The organism is Pseudoclavibacter sp. RFBJ3, from assembly GCF_002931375.1.
Lineage (GTDB): Bacteria > Actinomycetota > Actinomycetes > Actinomycetales > Microbacteriaceae > Pseudoclavibacter.
In genome coordinates, this window is record NZ_PSXZ01000007.1 from 15,844 (window position 1) to 32,239 (window position 16,396).

General features: G+C 69.8%; 21 protein-coding genes. 10 read left to right on the forward strand and 11 right to left on the reverse strand.

Translation table 11 applies throughout. The features are described from left to right. Window positions 1-2 precede the first annotated feature (2 nt). From moaC to C5E07_RS09135, 4 genes are read left to right on the forward strand one after another with little or no spacing between them, the layout of a single operon-like run. Window positions 3-476, forward strand: coding sequence for a cyclic pyranopterin monophosphate synthase MoaC (gene moaC / locus C5E07_RS09120; protein WP_104242218.1), 474 nt, complete (start codon window positions 3-5; stop codon window positions 474-476). Next, a complete protein-coding gene (locus C5E07_RS09125; RefSeq protein WP_104299215.1) occupies window positions 458-1,285 on the forward strand; it encodes a molybdenum cofactor guanylyltransferase in 828 nt (275 codons plus the stop codon). Before moaC ends, C5E07_RS09125 begins: the two co-directional genes overlap by 19 nt. Next, window positions 1,282-1,563, forward strand: coding sequence for a DUF6457 domain-containing protein (locus C5E07_RS09130; protein ID WP_104242221.1), 282 nt, complete (start codon window positions 1,282-1,284; stop codon window positions 1,561-1,563). Before C5E07_RS09125 ends, C5E07_RS09130 begins: the two co-directional genes overlap by 4 nt. Next, complete coding sequence (locus C5E07_RS09135; RefSeq protein ID WP_104299216.1) at window positions 1,560-1,808, forward strand: MoaD/ThiS family protein; 249 nt, start codon at window positions 1,560-1,562, stop codon at window positions 1,806-1,808. The genes C5E07_RS09130 and C5E07_RS09135 overlap by 4 nt, the downstream gene beginning before the upstream one ends. A gap of 16 nt (window positions 1,809-1,824) precedes the next feature. Here C5E07_RS09135 and moaA read toward each other — a convergent pair whose 3' ends face one another. The 4 genes from moaA to C5E07_RS09155 are packed head-to-tail and all read right to left on the reverse strand — an operon-like array spanning window position 1,825 to window position 4,329. Beyond that, window positions 1,825-2,943, reverse strand: coding sequence for a GTP 3',8-cyclase MoaA (gene moaA / locus C5E07_RS09140; protein ID WP_104299217.1), 1,119 nt, complete (start codon window positions 2,941-2,943; stop codon window positions 1,825-1,827). After that, window positions 2,940-3,362 (reverse strand): molybdenum cofactor biosynthesis protein MoaE, encoded by a 423-nt coding sequence (locus C5E07_RS09145; protein WP_104299218.1) that lies wholly within the window; start codon window positions 3,360-3,362, stop codon window positions 2,940-2,942. The genes moaA and C5E07_RS09145 overlap by 4 nt, the downstream gene beginning before the upstream one ends. Beyond that, window positions 3,359-3,880: a molybdenum cofactor biosynthesis protein B gene (locus tag C5E07_RS09150; RefSeq protein WP_104299219.1), complete on the reverse strand. Its 522-nt coding sequence runs from the start codon at window positions 3,878-3,880 to the stop codon at window positions 3,359-3,361. Before C5E07_RS09150 ends, C5E07_RS09145 begins: the two co-directional genes overlap by 4 nt. A gap of 44 nt (window positions 3,881-3,924) precedes the next feature. Continuing rightward, on the reverse strand, window positions 3,925-4,329 hold the full coding sequence (locus tag C5E07_RS09155; protein WP_104299220.1) for a DUF1304 domain-containing protein: 405 nt from the start codon (window positions 4,327-4,329) through the stop codon (window positions 3,925-3,927). 54 nt (window positions 4,330-4,383) lie between these two features. On the opposite strand from C5E07_RS09155, the gene C5E07_RS09160 reads away from it, so the two are divergent. The 3 genes from C5E07_RS09160 (at window position 4,384) to C5E07_RS09170 (ending at window position 5,893) form a co-directional block, all read left to right on the forward strand. Then, entirely contained in the window at window positions 4,384-4,944 is a 561-nt protein-coding gene (locus C5E07_RS09160; protein ID WP_104299221.1) for a TetR/AcrR family transcriptional regulator, read from the forward strand. A gap of 89 nt (window positions 4,945-5,033) precedes the next feature. Then, entirely contained in the window at window positions 5,034-5,411 is a 378-nt protein-coding gene (locus C5E07_RS09165) for a helix-turn-helix transcriptional regulator (protein ID WP_104299222.1), read from the forward strand. Beyond that, complete coding sequence (locus C5E07_RS09170) at window positions 5,408-5,893, forward strand: SRPBCC family protein (protein ID WP_104299223.1); 486 nt, start codon at window positions 5,408-5,410, stop codon at window positions 5,891-5,893. The genes C5E07_RS09165 and C5E07_RS09170 overlap by 4 nt, the downstream gene beginning before the upstream one ends. 179 nt (window positions 5,894-6,072) lie before the next feature. Here C5E07_RS09170 and C5E07_RS09175 read toward each other — a convergent pair whose 3' ends face one another. The 4 genes from C5E07_RS09175 to C5E07_RS09190 all read right to left on the reverse strand — a co-directional run bounded on the left by C5E07_RS09175 (window position 6,073) and on the right by C5E07_RS09190 (window position 11,093). Further along, on the reverse strand, window positions 6,073-7,362 hold the full coding sequence (locus C5E07_RS09175; protein WP_104299224.1) for a glycosyltransferase: 1,290 nt from the start codon (window positions 7,360-7,362) through the stop codon (window positions 6,073-6,075). Continuing rightward, window positions 7,359-9,665, reverse strand: a complete 2,307-nt coding sequence (locus C5E07_RS09180) for a glycoside hydrolase domain-containing protein (protein ID WP_104242241.1) — start codon at window positions 9,663-9,665, stop codon at window positions 7,359-7,361. Before C5E07_RS09180 ends, C5E07_RS09175 begins: the two co-directional genes overlap by 4 nt. A gap of 137 nt (window positions 9,666-9,802) precedes the next feature. After that, window positions 9,803-10,651, reverse strand: a complete 849-nt coding sequence (locus tag C5E07_RS09185) for an oxygenase MpaB family protein (RefSeq protein ID WP_104299225.1) — start codon at window positions 10,649-10,651, stop codon at window positions 9,803-9,805. A gap of 34 nt (window positions 10,652-10,685) precedes the next feature. Beyond that, window positions 10,686-11,093: a MarR family winged helix-turn-helix transcriptional regulator gene (locus C5E07_RS09190; protein WP_104299226.1), complete on the reverse strand. Its 408-nt coding sequence runs from the start codon at window positions 11,091-11,093 to the stop codon at window positions 10,686-10,688. Between the two features lie 89 nt (window positions 11,094-11,182). On the opposite strand from C5E07_RS09190, the gene C5E07_RS09195 reads away from it, so the two are divergent. After that, the gene (locus C5E07_RS09195; protein WP_104299227.1) at window positions 11,183-12,109 is read left to right on the forward strand and encodes an SDR family NAD(P)-dependent oxidoreductase; all 927 of its coding nucleotides are present in this window, start codon (window positions 11,183-11,185) and stop codon (window positions 12,107-12,109) included. A 60-nt stretch (window positions 12,110-12,169) separates the two neighbouring features. Here the strand turns inward: C5E07_RS09195 and C5E07_RS09200 are convergent, their stop codons facing one another. Then, entirely contained in the window at window positions 12,170-12,883 is a 714-nt protein-coding gene (locus tag C5E07_RS09200) for an RraA family protein (protein WP_219819646.1), read from the reverse strand. Window positions 12,884-12,990: 107 nt separating this feature from the next. Here C5E07_RS09200 and C5E07_RS09205 point away from each other — a divergent pair, with 107 nt between their 5' ends. Beyond that, window positions 12,991-14,439: an alanine--tRNA ligase-related protein gene (locus tag C5E07_RS09205; protein WP_104299228.1), complete on the forward strand. Its 1,449-nt coding sequence runs from the start codon at window positions 12,991-12,993 to the stop codon at window positions 14,437-14,439. After that, window positions 14,436-15,107, forward strand: coding sequence for a hypothetical protein (locus tag C5E07_RS09210; protein ID WP_104308685.1), 672 nt, complete (start codon window positions 14,436-14,438; stop codon window positions 15,105-15,107). The genes C5E07_RS09205 and C5E07_RS09210 overlap by 4 nt, the downstream gene beginning before the upstream one ends. A 56-nt stretch (window positions 15,108-15,163) precedes the next feature. Here the strand turns inward: C5E07_RS09210 and C5E07_RS09215 are convergent, their stop codons facing one another. Both C5E07_RS09215 and C5E07_RS09220 read right to left on the reverse strand, forming a co-directional pair. Further along, complete coding sequence (locus C5E07_RS09215) at window positions 15,164-15,820, reverse strand: PadR family transcriptional regulator (RefSeq protein WP_104299229.1); 657 nt, start codon at window positions 15,818-15,820, stop codon at window positions 15,164-15,166. 114 nt (window positions 15,821-15,934) lie between these two features. After that, on the reverse strand, window positions 15,935-16,360 hold the full coding sequence (locus tag C5E07_RS09220; protein ID WP_219820051.1) for an NUDIX domain-containing protein: 426 nt from the start codon (window positions 16,358-16,360) through the stop codon (window positions 15,935-15,937). Between the last annotated feature and the right edge of the window lie 36 nt (window positions 16,361-16,396).

A 16,396-nucleotide genomic window follows, 5' to 3' on the forward strand; every position in this document is an offset into this window, starting at 1 on the left:
ACATGACGAACTTCACGCACCTCGACGCAGCCGGCCACGCACGGATGGTCGACGTCACCGAGAAGCAGCCGACGGTACGGGCCGCGACGGCATCCGGCATGGTCTACTGCGGCACCGACGTGCTCGAGGCCCTCACCAACGATGCCGTGCCGAAGGGAGACGCGTTCGCCGTGGCGCGCATCGCCGGCATCCAGGGCGCGAAAAAATGCGCGGAGCTCCTGCCGCTCGCTCACATCATCGGCGTGCACGGCGCCACCGTCGATCTCGAGCTGCGTGGCGACGGCGTACTCATCACGGCGACGGTGCGCACCGCCGACCGCACCGGCGTCGAGATGGAGGCCTTCACTGCCGTCTCGGTCGCAGCGCTCGCGCTGGTCGACATGGTCAAGGGCATCGACAAGTCGGTCACGATCGGAGACATCAAGCTCATCGCGAAGACGGGCGGGAAGTCGGGGCCGTGGAAGCGCGAGCAGTAGCGCAGCCGCCGCGCCGCCGCCGCCCGACCCCGGGGCTCGATGCGGTCATCCTCGCGGGTGGCCGCGGCTCCCGCCTCGGTGGCGTCAGCAAGGGCGACCTCGAGGTCGGGGGCAGGCGCCTCATCGACGTGGCGCTCGGCGCGGCTCATGACGCCGGCGCGAGCCGCACCCTCGTTGTCGGTGCGGTCACCGTGCAGGCACCCGCCGAGCTGATCCGCGAGGACCCCCCGTTCGGCGGACCGGCAGCTGGCCTCGCGGCCGCGCTCCCCAGCATCTCGGCGCCGTGGCTGCTCCTGCTCGCCTGCGACCTGCCCCGAGCTCCTGCGCTCGTCGAGCTCCTCACGGAGGCGAGCGGCCGCGGCACGGCGGCGTCCGACGGTGCAACTGACGGGGAAGCTGACGCTGACGGGGAAGGCTCCATGCCTGCCCCGGCAGAGGGGGCTGCCTCGGCACATGGCGCACCCGTGGGCGGCCCCGACGGATTCGTGGTCGTCGACAGCGGTGGGCGCCCGCAGTGGCTTGCCGGCATCTACCGCACGACGGCGCTCAAGCGTGCCCTCGAGCGTGCGGCCGCAGCGTCCGGTGCGCATGGCCTGGCCCTCCGCCACGTCCTCGAGCCCCTCGCGCTGACCCGAGTGCCGGACCGACGCGGCGCCAGCGCCGACATCGACACCCCAGAGCAGCTCGCTGCCGCACGCGCCGACGCGGTCGGCGCTGCCGGCACGGCCGACTCGGTCGACGGCGCCGCCGAGCGTGCTCGCGCAGCACAGCAGACCATCACCGCTCACGGAAGGACCCAGAGACCATGACCGAGACTCCCAAGCACCTGCCACCGGAAGCACTCGACGCCTGGCTCGCCGAGGCCAAGCGCGTGCTCGAGATCGACGACGAGATCGACATCGCAGCGCTCCTCGACGTCGCGAAGGACGTCGCGCACAACGTCGCCAGGCCAGCGGCGCCGCTCACGACCTTCGCGCTGGGGCTCGCCCTCGGCCGGCAGAGTTCCGCCGCCGACTCCCCCGAGGCCTTCAGCCGACTCGCTGAGCTCGTGACGGCTCGCGCGCTCTCCTGGGAGCAGGAGTCGTGAGCACCCCGAGCCGCGTCCGCGTCTTCGCCGGAGCGGCGGAGGCCGTGGGCGGCAGCGACTTCACGCTCGAAGCGGCGACGGTGGCCGCGCTCGTCCGCACGCTCAACCCCTCGGGCGACGTCCACGTCGCGGAGGTGCTCTCCCGGTGCTCGTTCCTGATCGACGGCGTGCGCACCTCCGACGCCGACGCACCGATCGCGCCCGGTGCATCCGTCGACGTGCTGCCGCCCTTCGCGGGAGGCTGAAGCGACCGCCGGGTCGTCAGCCGCCGATGGCGTTCATCCCTCGAGCTGGCTGGAGGAAGCTCGGGTCGTTGATGGCGTGCCCCGGCAGCTTGTTGTGGATGCACGAGCGCAGCAGGCCGTCGATCGCGAGATCTGTCGCGGCGGCGCTCGCCGCGCTGTCGGCCGCAGCTTCGGAGTCTCCTGAGCTGGCGGCCTCGGCTCGGAGGATCGGCATGAGGTCGTACTCGCTCGTCGAGAACAGGCAGTTGCGCAGCTGACCGTCGGCGGTGAGGCGCAGGCGATCGCAGTTGCCGCAGAAGGGCGCCGTGACGGAGGCGATGACGCCGACCGTGTGCGGGCCGCCGTCGAGCGTCCACCGTTCGGCGGGGGCCCCGCCGCGGCCGGGCACGGGCACGAGCGTGAACCTCGCGCTGAGCGACTCGAGGATCTCCTCGCGCGTCACCATCTGCGCGCGGTCCCAGGTGTGTCCGGCGTCGAGCGGCATCTGCTCGATGAAGCGCAGCTGCGCGTCGTGCTCCATGGCGAACTCCACGAGCTCGACGATCTCGTCGTCGTTCACGCCGCGCATCGCGACGGCGTTGAGCTTGAGGGGCCGAAGGGAGGAGTTCTGGGCGGCGCGGATGCCGATGAGCACCTCATCGAGCTTGTCTCGCCTCGTGAGCGCCGTGAAGCGCTCGCGTCTGATCGTGTCGATGGAGATGTTGAGCCTGTCGAGGCCGGCGTCGATGAGGTCGGGAAGCATCTGCGGGAGGCGGATGCCGTTGGTGGTCATCGCGACCTGGACTGGGCCATCCGGGCCATGCAGCTCGGAGATGCGCCGCACGACCTCCACGACATCGGGACGCAGGAGCGGCTCACCGCCCGTCAGCCGGAACGTGGTGATGCCGGAGGCCGCCGCGATCCGGGCGATGCGCACGATCTGCTCGGTCGAGAGGATGCTCGCCTTGGCCAGCCATTCGACGCCCTCGGCCGGCATGCAGTACGTGCAGCGCAGCGAGCACTTGTCGGTGAGGGAGATACGCAGGTCGCGGTGGACTCTACCGTGCTTGTCGACGATCGGGTCTCCGGGAGACGGCTCGAGCTGCGGCTCCACGAGCCTCGGGCGGCGTGCGATCGTGACGGGGACGCCGGTCATGGCAGACCCACCCAGGAGGTTGCGCCGTCGACCTCGTGCTGCTGCTTCCAGATCGGCACCTCGGCCTTGACCGCCTCGACGAGAGCCCGGCTCACCTCGTAGGCGTCGCCGCGGTGCGCGCTGGCAACGCAGGCGATGAGGGCGATGTCGCCCACTCGGAGGTGTCCGATGCGGTGGCTCACGGCGACCCGCACGCCGTCGCGGGCGTGGTGCGCGACGAGGCTCTGGAGCACGTGCTCGGCGTCGGGATGCGCGGTGTAGTCGAGCGAGACGACTCGTCCGCTCGCCTCGGGGTCGTGGTCCCGGATCTGGCCGACGAAGGTCACGACGGCGCCCGCGTGGGGATCCTCGACGGCGGCGAGGTGCTCGGCGAGGAGCAGCTCGTCGCTCGTGACTCGGGCGAGGGGGCTGGCACTCACGGAGCGTGGTCTCCGCCGCGGAGCTGGTCCAGGATGTGCGGGATGAGCGGGGCCAGCAGCGCGACGCCGTCCCGTGCCGCGCCAGGTGAGCCGGCGAGGTTGACGACGAGGCTCGGCGCTCCGCGCCCCGGTCGGTCGATGATGCCTGCGAGCCCGCGCGACAGCACGGCCGTCGGGACCCGGTCGCGCGCTGTCGCCCGCAGCACTTCGGCGATGCCGGGAAGCTCGCGGGTGATGAGGGGCCAGGTGGCCTCCGGCGTCTCGTCGCGCGGCGAGAGGCCCGTGCCGCCGAGGGTGAGGATGATGTGCGCGTCCGAGTCCGCCGCGTGGGCGATGGCGTCACGGACGACCGTGGCTCCGTCGGGGACGACGCTGAGCGTCGCCGCCGTGTAGCCGTGCCGGGCGAGCGCCTCGAGCGCCGCCGGACCCGAGAGGTCCTCGCGCTCGCCCCGCGAAGACCGATCCGAGACCGTGATGACGGCGATCGTGGCCTGCTGTGCTGGGGACTCTTCCTGCATGGATCGAGCGTACCCGCTTGTCTTGCCCGTCAGCCCAGCTCGGCTCAGGCGGCGAGCGCTCCCGTGGCGGCTGCGATGCCGAGCAGCACCACGGCGAGCAGCGGGAAGCTGCCCTGGACGGCGCCGGCGCGCAGCTTCGTGTGGTCGCTTGTGACGAGGACAAGCGCGGCGAGCAGCATGGAGCACGCTCCGGCGAAGATCAGCGTCGCGCCGACCACGCTGTTGCCCGCGATCGCGAGGATGACGCCGAGGCCGGCGATGATCGCGAGGAAGAGGTTGTAGAAGCCCTGGTTGTAGGCCATCGACTTGGTCGTCTCGGCGACCTCGAGGGAGGGGATGCCGAACGTCTTCCTCGTCGATTCCGCCGTCCAGCGGACGGACTCGAGGATGAAGATGTAGACGTGGACAAGCGCCGCGAGGGCGGCGAAGACGAGGGCGGCGATAAGCATGTCAGCTCCAGGATCGGTGTATTCTGCAACGAACGTTACAGTATCGGAGGCCACATGGCACGCACGATGAACTTCGACCGCCAGGACGTCATCGCCGGCGCACGCACTCTCTTCTGGCGCCAGGGCTACGACTCCGCGTCGACGAGCGACATCGAGGCCGCCACTGGCCTGAGCCGATCGAGCATCTACAACACCTTCGGCAGCAAGCGCGGCCTCTTCGACGCCTCCGTGCAGAGCTACCTGGACGACGTCGTGCACCCGCTGCTCGCGCCACTGCTCGCGGACCCGACACCAGCATCCGCGCTCGATGACTACCTCGCTCGCCTCTCAGCTGCCGTCGCAACCCAAGGGCGCCGCGACGACGTCCGAGGCTGCCTCCTGCTCGCGACGGCCTCCAGCTCACTCTCCGAAGACCGGGAGATTCGCGCCTCGATCACCGACTACCGAGCGACACTCGAGCGCGCGATCTCGCGGGGCACCCGCGCGCTCGACCTCACTGAGCACACGGCCACACTCGTGACCGCGGCCGTCGTCGGCGCCCTGACGATCGCGCGCGTCGATGGCGATGCCGCACGCGACGCACTCGAGGCTGCTCGCCAGCTCCTTCGAGCCTGAGTTTCATCAACCGAAAGGTTGACAAGTGCTCTCGCGCGTCACACACTGGTTTCATCAACCACACGGTTGACGAACCCAGCCGAGGAGCTATGACCACCGACGCGCTCTCCCCCGTCTTCGCGGCGCTCGCCGACCCGACGAGACGCGACATCGTCGCGAGGCTCGCCAGCGGCGACGCGACCGTCGGAGAGCTCGCAGCCCCCTACGACGTTTCCGTGCAGGCGATCTCGAAGCACCTCCGCGTCCTGGAGGACTCAGGCCTCGTCAGCCGTACGAGCAGCGCGGTCCGCGCACCCCGGCACCTCGAAGCGGAGGTCCTCAGCCTCATGACCGCGTGGATCGAGCGCTACCAGGCCGCCGCGGAGGCGCGGTTCCGCCGACTCGACGCGCTGCTCGAGACCCTGCCGGACGACACCACGCAGCACCCAGCACCAGAACCAGAACCAGCGAAAGGAACCACATCATGAGCACCACATCAGCCAACGACACCGCCGTCACGGTTGGCGAAGACGTGCCGAACGTCTCCGTCGTCCGCGAGTTCGAGGCCACCCCAGACCGCGTGTTCCGCGCATTCGTCGACCCCGACCTCTTCACGAAGTGGGTCGGCCCGCACGAGGTGTCGACGAACATCGACCACTGGAACGCGGCCACAGGAGGCGCCTACCGGTGGGTGAATCTCAAGGACGGCGAGGAGATCGCGACCTTCTACGGCTCGTTCCACGAGGTCCGGGAGAACGAGCGCATCGTGCAGACGCAGACCTTCGAGATGATCCCGGACGGCGTGCTCCTCGAGACCATCGTGTTCGAGGCACTCGAGGGAGGCCGCACGCGAGTGACGAGCACGAGCCTGCTCGAGTCGTTCGAGATGCGCGACGGCCTCGTCGCGAGCGGCATGGAGCACGGCGTGCGAGAGGGGTACGAGAAGCTCGACGCCCTCCTCGCGCTCTGAGCCGCCCCGTTTCGAAGACGCCGCGTCCCTCGGAGGCGGGCGCCCACCCGCCAGCCTGTCCAACTTCAGTGCAATATTCGCCCCAATCGACCTCGCAATGGCGCGAGACCCCGGAATTGCACTGAAGTTGGACAGGCACTCGAGCAGACACTCGAGCAGGCGCTCGCGTGCCGCGCGGGTCAGGCCGCCATCGCGCCTCGAGGCAGCCGGTCGAAGAGCTTGTCGAAGACCGCCAGCCGGTCGAACTGGAGCGCGTAGTCGCGCGCCTGGACGGCGAGCAGCCGCCGCTCGGCGGCGCTGGTCTCGAGCACCGCAGTATTGAGCGCGTCCGCGATCGACGATGGGCTGTTGACGGGCACGATGAGCGCGTGGTCACCCACGGCCTCCCCCACGCCGCCGGTGACGGTCGTGATGACCGGCCCGCCGCCTGCGAGCATCTTCTCGGCGAGCGCGATGCCGAAGGTCTCGATGAACTCGGGGCGCGGCTTCGTGGGCAGCACGAACGCCGCGCATCCGGCCATCAGGAAGGGCTTCTCGGCGTCTCCCACGTCCTCGAGGAAGTGGATGCGTTCGGCCAGCGGTGACGCGGCACCGATCGCCTTCAGCTCCTCGGCCTGCGGCCCTCGTCCCGCGATGACGAGCTGGATCTGGGGGTCGTCGGCGACGCGGGACTGCTCGAAGCCCGCGATGAGGTCCTCGACGCCCTTCGCCTCGGTCAGCCTCGACAGGAACATGACGTAGCCGTCGCGCTTGAGCCCGCGAGCTTCCACGGCGGCGGTGATGTCGGCGTCGGCGAGGTCGACGTACGCGCTCGAGTCGATGGCCGGGTAGGAGATGTCGATGCGCTCCTGGCACTGGGGCGCGTAGCGGGTGCCGTGCTGCGCGTCCACCTTGGCGGCCTCCCCGACGATGAGGTCGCGCGTGTACTCGGAGACGGCGACGCACACGTCCTGGGACAAGTACGCCGAGAGGATGTGGGCTGCCGCGCCGAGGCGGCCGTCCTCGACGGCGTGCTTGACGACGTTGGTGACGTCGGAGCCGACGGCCTCGGCGATGGTGGTGACGTCGACGGGCAGGCCCGTCGAACGGGCGACGGTGAGCGCCTCCGCGACGGCGAGCGTGTGCGGGCTGAGGTAGAGCGACATGCAGACGGTCGGCACCCCGTCCGTGAAGAGCTCGACGAGGCGCCCGACGAGCCCCGCGAGGTAGCGGCCGTCTGGGACCTTGTAGTCGCCGACGGGCGCGGGGCGGTCGACGAAGATGCCGTCGCTGTAGGGCATGACCGTCTCGAGGGGCTTGAGCGGCAGCCCTGCCGCTTGCAGGCGCTCGATGGGCCACGTGACGATGCGCACCTCGTCGAACCCGCGCAGGCGTGCGGCCTCCGCCAGGTTGCGGGCCTCGACGGAGTGCCCGCAGATGACTGGATCGGCACGGACGACGATCACGAGGCGGTTCTGGATCTTGTTCATGAGGGTCCTCCCGGGTTTGGTGTCGCCGGCTGGCCGTCGACGAGGGGTGGGGTGGCGGGGATGGATGCTGCGGGTGAGGTGGGTGCGGCTGGTGGGGCGGATGCTGGGGCCGGGAACGACGACGGCAGGTCCTGTTCGCGGGTGCCCCAGTCGCTCGGCTCGGGCCCGAGCTCCAGGTGCAGCTCCTGCGCCGCCATGAGCTCGCTGGGCGACAGCCAGCTCCTGCTGAGCGGCCTGCCGTCGAGGTGGGCGCTCTGCACGTACTGGACTGGGCCGCCGTGCGCGGGTTCGCGGAACCCTGTCGTCGTGATGCGGAAGCGCTCCCCGTAGACCGCGAGCGACGACTCGGCGAAGGCGGGCGCGTTGATGAGGAAGCTCGCCTGTCCAGCCACGGGGAACAGCCCGAGCGAGGCCCAGACGTACCAGGAGCTGAGGCCGCCCGAGTCGTCGTTGCCTGGCAGGCCGCCTCGTCCCGTCGCGTATTGCTGGGTGATGATGGCGTGCACGATCTCCGCGGTCCGGTCCGGTCGTCCGGCGTAGTGGTACGCCCATGGCGCCTCCATGTCCGGTTCGTTGTTGAGGCCTTCGAAGCGTCCGAGGGCGTAGCCGGCCGCGAGTTCCTCGATGCCGGGCGAGCGGCCGGGCTGCACGACCGGCTGGGCGCCGTAGCCGAAGAACTCGTCGAGTTGCGCGACGAAGCCCTCCGGCCCGCCGCTCAGCTGCATCCGCCCCGCCATGTCGTGGAGGATCCGGAACGAGTAGTTGTGCTTGGAGCCCTCGTAGAAGTTGGAGTCGACGAGCAGGCCCGTGGCCGGGTCGAACGCGCCCCGCCACTGTCCTGCGCGCTTCTCGAGCTGCTGGACGAGCTGGAGGTCGCCGACGCGAGCCGCGACGCGGGCCGTGCACCAGTACCCGAACGCGAGGTCGAGGGTGTGCGTGATGGGATGCGCGACGCCGCGCAGCAGGAACTCCTCGCCGTACGTGCGCCGCAGGTCATCGGCCATGTGCACAAGCGCCCAGTCCCAGTCGATGCCGGGCAGTCCGAGCTGGCAGAGGTCGGCGAGGAAGGTGTGCGCGAGCGCGCTGCCCTGTCGGGAGAAGCGGTCGCTTCCCTTGGCCATGCGGTAGCCGATCGGGAAGTTGCCTTCCTCCTCGCAGATGGTGAGGAGGGCGTTGGCGAGCTCGACGGCCTTGTCCGGACGCAGCGCGGTGAGCAGGGGAAGCTGGGTGCGGTAGATGTCCCACATCGTCGACAGGTCGAAGACGAAGGGTCCGTCGCTTGGCCAGAAGGGGCTCTCGTTGAGCGCGAAGGAGGGCTTGACGAACGAGTGGTACATGGCCGTCGAGAAGACCGTCTCGCGCTCGGTCGAGCCCGTCTCGACCTGGACCTCGTCGAGCAGCTCCTGCCAGGCGCGCCCGGTTTCGGCGAGTCGGTCCGAGAACCTGCCCTCCCCGTCGCCGCAGTCGTCCCTGAGGTTCTGCTCGGCCTGCTCGACCCCGCGCAGGGAGAAGCCGATGCGCACCTCGACGACCTGGCCCTCCTCGCTCGGGCCCGCCCACATGAGGCCGAAGGGCCGCAGCGTCGTGGGGCGGATGTGGTCGAAGTCGAGCCGCGTGCCGCCCGGCATGAGGCGCCGATCGTGCCACAGCATCTGGCGCCACTGGGGAGTGTCGCACTCGATGTGCACGGCGAGCGGGGCGCCCTCTGCCACGATCTCTCCCGTCGCGACGCCGGGCCTGACGGTCTCGAGGTGGGCCCGCAGCGGGACGGTGGCCCCGTAGGGGATGGCGAGGCCGCCGAGCGAGAAGTCGACGACGACCCTGGCGCTCGAGTGCTTCGGGAACGTGTATCGGTGCACGGCGCTCTTGGGACCCACGGTGATCTCGGCGCGGATGCCATTGCCGAGCGTCGCCGCGTAGTAGCCGGGTGAGGCGTCCTCGTCGTCGAGCGACCAGGTGCGCCCGAGCACGTCGAGCGGCTCGATCATGGGCGTGACGCGGAAGTAGTTGTAGTACTTGCGGATCGCCCCGGTGCCCGATTGCTGGAAGTGCGTGAATCCCGAGGCGAGCGTGCCGTCGTAGATCGTCTCGGGGATGCCCTCGAGGCTGAGGTCGTAACGGCCGTACCCGGTCGGGTACGCGCCAGAGTAGGCGCAGGCCGAGACCATCCCGAGTGGGTAGGTGGCGCCCGGATGCGTGTTGCCGATCTGCGGCTTCGGCCACCACCAGGTCGCGGCGAGGCCCGTCTGCGTCGGCAGCGCGGTGGGCTCTGTGCCGATGAACGGGTCTACGCGGGTGGTCATGCTGTGAGCCTGGACGGGCCCTGCTACGGGAGTGTGGACGTCACGTTACGTTCACGCGTCGGGAGACTGTGCACGCCCTGGGTCGCGCACGCGAGCTCGCGGGGCGAGCGTGGGCCCGGCGACGGCGCGCGCGTCCCTCACACCAGCGGGCGGTCGCGGCGGATGCGCCAGCGCACGTCGGCCAGCAGCAGCCGGTACACGAGGCCGGAGGCGGCGAGCGGGAGCACGCGCTCGATTCGCACGAAGGCGGCGCGCTGCCGCCGGAACCATGTCTCGTCGCCCGGCGTCCACCTGACGCGGAGCGCGCGCCGGAACTCGGGCGGCAGGAAGCCGACCGTGAGCCGCTGATGCCACGCCCGCATCCGCTCGGGAAGCACCGCCGCGGCGAATTCGAGCCTGGCGATGTCGAGCAGGTAGCTGCGCACCTCGTCATCGATGCGCAGCTTCGTGAGCTCGCCGCGCCAGTACTCCTCGAAAGCGGCGGTGCTGCCCGGCCACGCGCTCGGCGGCATCTGCAGGGTGGTCCCGAAGACGCGCCCTTCGAGCAGGAAGCGCTCCGCGGACGCGCCTGCCTGCGGGCCTTCGACGAGCTCGAGCACGTCGCGGGAGCCCACGAACAGGCATGCCGCGACCCAGCGCTGCAGGTCGACGCGGAGGGCCGAGTACTCCTCGGTGGCTCGCGGGTCACGGTCGGAGCGCACCTTCGCATGCTGGCGCGTGACCGCCCTGCGGTACGCGCGGCGCTCCTCCACGGTGCCGAGGACGGCCACGGCGAGGTAGCTGAGGGTCGTCCTGGTGCGCTTGATGGGGTGCACGTCGAGGCGCCCACTCGTGACGCGGCTGTGCGCGACCCCCTGCCCGACGGCCGGGTTGGAGAGCTGCATGATGACGTTCGCGGCCCCCATTGCCAGGGCGAGCAGGCGAGAGCTGCGTGGGAGCTCGACGCACACGAGGTCATCGATGGAGGCGGCGGTCCACGTCTCCATCAGTCGATCCCCCGCTTGGGGGCTGCTGCCATGGTCACGCGTCGTGAGAGGTCAGGCTCTTCGCGATGGCCTTTAGCTCGCTGCTGCTGCAGCCGGCGAGCGGCGATGCGCGTTTGAGCGCTGCGATCGCGAGCTTGCGCACCCGCTTGCCCTCGGTGGTCAGCGTCAGCACCCGCGAGCGTCGGTCGTGCTCGCTCTCCCGGCGCTCGACGAGGCCGCGATCGACGAGGCGGTCGGAGACGAAGGTGAGGTTCGAGGCGTTGCAGTGCAGCTTGGTCGCGAGCTCTTTCATCGCGGGGGGCTGCGCGTCCGGATCGATCGCCCAGAGCGCCTGCGCGGTCGGGAAGGTGAGCCCGAGCGCTTCGAGTTCCCGCTCAGCAGCCACATTGGTGCTCTGCGCGGTTTCGTAGACGGCACGCATCGCCCGTTCCAGCGAATCCATGTTCAGTACCTTACGCCACGGAAATATTTCAGCAATCGAAGCGTTGTACTCTGAGTCTCGAAACGTTCGAGGCTTGAAGGAGTGTGACGATGAAGACCTTCGCCATCACCGGTGCCACGCAGGGTGTCGGCTACTTCGCCGCGGAAGAGCTCGCACGCCGCGGCCACCACGTCGTGCTGCTCGGGCGCAGCATCGAGAAACTCAACACGGCCCTGATCTCCATCACCGAGCAGGTGCCGGATGCGAGCACGAGCCGCATCGTCCTCGACCTCACGTCGAGCGAGTCGATCGCGAGCGCGGCCGCTTCGCTGAGCTCCCGCGAGCGCCTCGACGGGGTGCTGCTGAACGCCGCGCACATGGCCCCGGGAACGCAGCGCGAGCACGATGCGGCCGGTCGCGAGCTCACGATGTCGACCAACCACCTCGGCCACTTCGAGTTCACGGCTCAGCTCATGGATGCGCTGGTCGCCCCGAAGCCCGCAGCCCACGGCGATGCGGCGGAGACCAGCCGGGTTGTGGCCGTCGGCAGCCTCGCCACCCGCATCTACCCGTTCGACCTCGAGGACTGGCAGAGCACGCACCTGTACGAGCCGCGCCGCGCCTACGCCGCCTCGAAGCACGCGCTCGAGATGTTCACGTTCGAGCTCGACCGTCGCCTGCGAGCAGCCGGCGCCCCCGCGGAGGCGCTGGTCGTCGACCCGGGCATCCCCGTCAACGGGGCAACCCCAGTGCGCACGGGCGTGAACGAGCCGACCGCCTGGCAGCGCTTCGCGTCGCGCCTCGCCGGACCATTCGCGCACGGCAAGCATCGCGCTGCGGCCATCGCCGTGCACGCGCTGACGAGCGACACGGTCGCCGGTGGCGACTACCTCGGCCCGGCGCGCACCGTGCGCGGCGCCCCCGTGAAACTGGACAAGCCGACCACGCAGCGCGACCGCGAGCGGGCCGAGCGCCTGTGGCAGCTGAGCGAGGAATCGACCTCAGCGACGTTTCGCCTGAGCGAGACGGTCGCCTGAGCCTGAGCGAGGCGGTCACCTCGGCCTGAGCGGGACGTTCGCCAAGAAGAGCACGACAGTTCACACGATCATGGCGTCGCCAGTCCGGGCGAGGTGCTCGCGCAGCGTGAGCTCCGGCTCGCTCCGGCGCGCCCGCTGGTAGGCGGAGAACTGCACCTGTTGGCGGAGGGTCGTGCCGAGGCGGATGCTCGTGGCCCGCGAGCGCTCGGCGTCCCTGAGCTGCAGGGCATGCATGAGCACCTCGTTGGCTCGGTCCCCAGGCACGAACACGACCCCGTCCTCGTCGCCGAAGACGACGTCGCGCGTGCGCACGGTGTACTCCCCGAACTCCGCGGACGAGAACGTGCTGCGCCGACGCTCGTCGAGGCGCGCGGGACCTGCGGGCAGCGAACCCAGGCTGAACACCGGGAACCCTGCGCGGCGAACCTCGCGCGTGTCCCGATGCAGTCCCCAGATGGCGATGCCCGCGAGCCCTGCCGCCTTCGCCTCGAGCACGATGAGGCCGCCGACGCAGCTCTCGTCGGTGCGGCCCTGGTTGTCGACGACCAGCACGTCGCCGGGGTGCGCCCGATCCATGGCCTCGAGGAGGACGTCGACGCTGCCGAAGTGGCGAACAGGAAGGCAGCGTCCCGCGAGCCGCGGCGCGCCCTCCGACACGGGCCTCACCGCCGCGGGCCCGCAGCGCGCGGCTACCCCGGCCCGCACGCTCCCGTCGGCGACGTGCGCGGTCGAAAGCCCCGTCGCACCGGTCCACAATTGCGCGATCTCCTGCACAGACGACTCCCCTGAACCTCACTCGAGCACTCGTCGCCGAGTGCCTGAACGCCCCCACGTTCGGCGAGATCACGATACGACATCCGGAGTTGTGAAACACTCTCCACATGGACGCGCATGAGATTCGCAATGCCTACCTCGACTACCAGGAGCGACTCGGGCACGTCAGGATCGACAGAGCCCCGCTGATCCCCCGCGGGGACGGGTCGACACTGTTCACCGGGAGCGGCATGCAGGCCCTTCTCCCCTATCTTCTCGGCGAAGACCACCCCGCCGGAACGCGACTCACCGACAGCCAGCCCTGCGTGCGCGCGCAGGACATCGAGGACGTCGGCGACAACCGCCACACGACGTTCTTCGAGATGCTCGGCAACTGGAGCCTCGGCGACTACTTCAAGGCCGAGCAGATCCCCGCGTTCCTGTCGTTCCTCGTCGACGAGGTCGGCATCGACCCGAACCGTCTCTACGTGACCGCGTTCATCGGCGACGAGGCCGCGGGCATCCCACGGGACGACGAGGCCGCCCGCATCTGGCAGGCGGCCTTCGCGGAGCGCGGCATCGAAGCCGGCATCGTCGAGATGGGGAGCCAGGCGGACGGCGACGCTCGAGGCGTGAACCCCGGCGAGCGCATCTTCTTCTACGACGGCGGCGAGAACTGGTGGTCGCGTGGCGGATCGCTCGAGGCGACCCCCATCGGAGACCCCTGCGGCCCCGACAGCGAGGTCTTCTACGACTTCGGACCGGAGAACCACGACCCCTCATACGGTCGCGCGCACCCGGCGAGCGACAGCGGCCAGTTCATGGAGATCGGCAATCAGGTCTTCATGCAGTACCGGCGCGTCGAAGACGGCTCCTTCGTCGAGCTCGAACGACGCAACGTCGACTTCGGCGGTGGGCTCGAGCGCATCGCCGCGGCCGCGATCCACTCCCCCGACGTGTTCCGGATCTCACTCCTGCGCCCGATCGTCGAGCAGATCGAGCAGCTGAGCGGCAAGAGCTACGAAGAGCACACGCTCTCGATGCGCATCATCGCCGACCACCTGCGCGGGGCGACGTTCCTGGCGGTCGACGGGGTCGTGCCGTCGAACAAGGAGCAGGGGTACGTCATGCGCCGCCTCGTGCGTCGCGCGATCCGCGAGGCCCTCATCCTCGGGATCTCCGAGAACTTCTTCGCGGAGCTCGTGCCGACGATCGCCGACCTCTACGTGGATGACTACCCGGAGGTGCGCGAGCGTCGCGAGGACGTCGTCGCGGTGCTCGTCAAGGAGGAGCGCTCGTTCCGCCGCACCCTCAAGGGCGGCCTCAAGGCGCTCGCCGCGTACAAGGGGTCGACGCTCACCGGCGCCGACGTGTTCCTGCTCTCCGACACGCACGGGTTCCCGCGTGAGCTGAGCGTCGAGGAAGCCAGACGACAGGGCATCGACGTCGATGTGGCCTGGGAGGCGGAGTTCCTGGAAGCCCTCGAGGAGCAGCGGGCCCGCTCACGCGGAGCCACGAAGCTCGGCGCGGCTGGACTCCCGCACCAGGAGTCTCAGGCCCCCAAGGGCCAGGGATGATGTTCCGCTGGCGTCGCAGAGCTCGGACGGCTTCCACGAGTCAGCAGACGAAGCCCAAGAAGAAGACGGGGCTGCCTCCGGTCATCTTCCCTGAGCTCTCCGAGGCCATCGACGACGGCCTGCTGCTGGCGATGCGCATCGTTCGACTCGACGTGAAGAACTCGATCATCAAGCGGACCGTCGGCGAGAAGGTGCCGTTCGCTGCCGCCGACTATCGCGAGGCGGCGAACGCCTCGCTCGACCGGGTGCTCAAGGAGCTGCGGTACTCGGCGGAGCGCGTGGCCGGGGTTCGGGACCGCGCGCGACCAGGCAGGTCGCTGAGCGCCCACGACTACCGGCACGCGGACATCGAGACGCTGAGCTTCCGCGAGCGGGCCTCGCAGGCGGTGAGCGAGCGCATCGAAGCGGACCGCGAGGACGAGGCGTTCATCGACGGGCTCATCGAGCAGGCGCGAGCTGACGCGTGGACCGAGATCTCAGCGCACATCGAGCACGAGCTGCTCGACCCGTGGTCGAAGGGCAGCCCGCGGATGCAGCTGCCGACCTCGCCAGAGGACGACCCGGAACGCGCCGATCGCTTCGACGACCTCGAGAAGGAGCTGCGGAAGCTCGCGCGCGAGGCGAAGATCCAGGAGCGACGCGAGTCCAAGCAGCGCGACCGCTCCTGACCTTGCTTCCCCGGCGCCGTGGGCAGACGCTCTCGGCCGTCGGCATCCGCACGCCGCTACTTGGCGAGGATCGTGTAGAGCGCCTTGCGGGCGTCGTCCAGGACCTTGGTGGCCTCCTGCTGCTGCTCCTCGGTCGCACCGAGACGGAACTGCTGCATGACGCCCATGAACTGCATGGCCGATTCGCGCAGGCCGCTCGCGGACTCTGACATCCCGGCGACGCCGCGCCAGCCCTGCTCGAGCTCCTCGGCGTGCTCGGCCACGTAGGTGCGGCCCGATTCGCTGAGCTCGAAGACCGGCTTCTTCTCAGTGCCGCCCTGCTCGATGAGGTCTTCGTCGACGAGCTGCTGCAGCGTCGGGTAGACGGAGCCGGGGCTTGGGCGCCAGACGCCGTCGGTCTTCTCCGCGATGCCCTTGATGAGGCCGTAGCCGTTGGAGGGGCCTTCCGCGAGGAGGGAGAGGATGGCGGCGCGGACGTCGCCCTTGCCTGCCCGGCGGTGGCCGCGTGGGCCGAACTTCGGGCCGAAGCCTGGACCGTGACCGGCCCCCGGACCGAATCCTGGGCCGAATCCTCGTCCAGGGCCGAATCCGTGTGAGAAGCGACGGACGCGCTCGTCCTGTGCGGCCTCGTGGCCGAACCCGTGGCCCTGCTCGTGGGAGCGGCCTCGGTCTGCGTCGAACGGGTGGTGGTTGTGGGTGAAGTGCTTTCGCATGGTGAACCTTTCTGCTGGAGCTGCACCGTGCAACCCCGATAGCTCGACGATATATCGGAGAAGAGTCGCTGTCAAGCGATATATCGGAGAATGTTCGAGAGGTTCGGGAAGCGCTCAGGCACGCGCGTCGCGGCGCCTCCGGAGCTCGGGCATGACGCACTCGCTGAGCAACGGCGCGAGATCGGCCAGGTCAGCTCCAGGGGCCGGATACGCATCCACCCAGCGCAGCTCCGCGATCTCGGCGCGAGCCCGTGGCGTCCCGCTCAGCTCTGCCAGGTACACCGTGCCGATGAGGTCGGTCGCCGCCTCGTTCGCGGCCGCGGTCGTCCACTCCCCGAGGAGCGTCACGTCGGCGTCGTCGAGCACGATCCCCACCTCCTCCTCGATCTCGCGAAGAGCCGCCGCCTTCGGCGACTCCCCCGGCTCGAGCTTCCCGCCGGGGAGCATGAACTTCGTCGTCCCGCGTTTGCGGACCGTGAGCACCTGCCCCTCGGGATCCTCGAAGCAGATGGCGGCGACAGTCAACACAGAAGCGGGCACGCACCAAGGATAGGTGCGTGCCCGCTGGCGCCGAAA

Coding starts and splice junctions, on each gene's coding strand:
- C5E07_RS09210 (WP_104308685.1), top strand. CDS start 14,436: ATGATGTTCCGCTGGCGTCGCAGAGCTCGGACGGCTTCCACGAGTCAG.
- C5E07_RS09130 (WP_104242221.1), top strand. CDS start 1,282: ATGACCGAGACTCCCAAGCACCTGCCACCGGAAGCACTCGACGCCTGG.
- C5E07_RS09190 (WP_104299226.1), bottom strand. CDS start 11,093: ATGGATTCGCTGGAACGGGCGATGCGTGCCGTCTACGAAACCGCGCAG.
- C5E07_RS09185 (WP_104299225.1), bottom strand. CDS start 10,651: ATGGAGACGTGGACCGCCGCCTCCATCGATGACCTCGTGTGCGTCGAG.
- C5E07_RS09170 (WP_104299223.1), top strand. CDS start 5,408: ATGAGCACCACATCAGCCAACGACACCGCCGTCACGGTTGGCGAAGAC.
- moaA (WP_104299217.1), bottom strand. CDS start 2,943: ATGACCGGCGTCCCCGTCACGATCGCACGCCGCCCGAGGCTCGTGGAG.
- C5E07_RS09205 (WP_104299228.1), top strand. CDS start 12,991: ATGGACGCGCATGAGATTCGCAATGCCTACCTCGACTACCAGGAGCGA.
- C5E07_RS09155 (WP_104299220.1), bottom strand. CDS start 4,329: ATGCTTATCGCCGCCCTCGTCTTCGCCGCCCTCGCGGCGCTTGTCCAC.
- C5E07_RS09175 (WP_104299224.1), bottom strand. CDS start 7,362: ATGAACAAGATCCAGAACCGCCTCGTGATCGTCGTCCGTGCCGATCCA.
- C5E07_RS09165 (WP_104299222.1), top strand. CDS start 5,034: ATGACCACCGACGCGCTCTCCCCCGTCTTCGCGGCGCTCGCCGACCCG.
- C5E07_RS09195 (WP_104299227.1), top strand. CDS start 11,183: ATGAAGACCTTCGCCATCACCGGTGCCACGCAGGGTGTCGGCTACTTC.
- C5E07_RS09215 (WP_104299229.1), bottom strand. CDS start 15,820: ATGCGAAAGCACTTCACCCACAACCACCACCCGTTCGACGCAGACCGA.
- C5E07_RS09180 (WP_104242241.1), bottom strand. CDS start 9,665: ATGACCACCCGCGTAGACCCGTTCATCGGCACAGAGCCCACCGCGCTG.
- C5E07_RS09160 (WP_104299221.1), top strand. CDS start 4,384: ATGGCACGCACGATGAACTTCGACCGCCAGGACGTCATCGCCGGCGCA.
- moaC (WP_104242218.1), top strand. CDS start 3: ATGACGAACTTCACGCACCTCGACGCAGCCGGCCACGCACGGATGGTC.
- C5E07_RS09150 (WP_104299219.1), bottom strand. CDS start 3,880: ATGCAGGAAGAGTCCCCAGCACAGCAGGCCACGATCGCCGTCATCACG.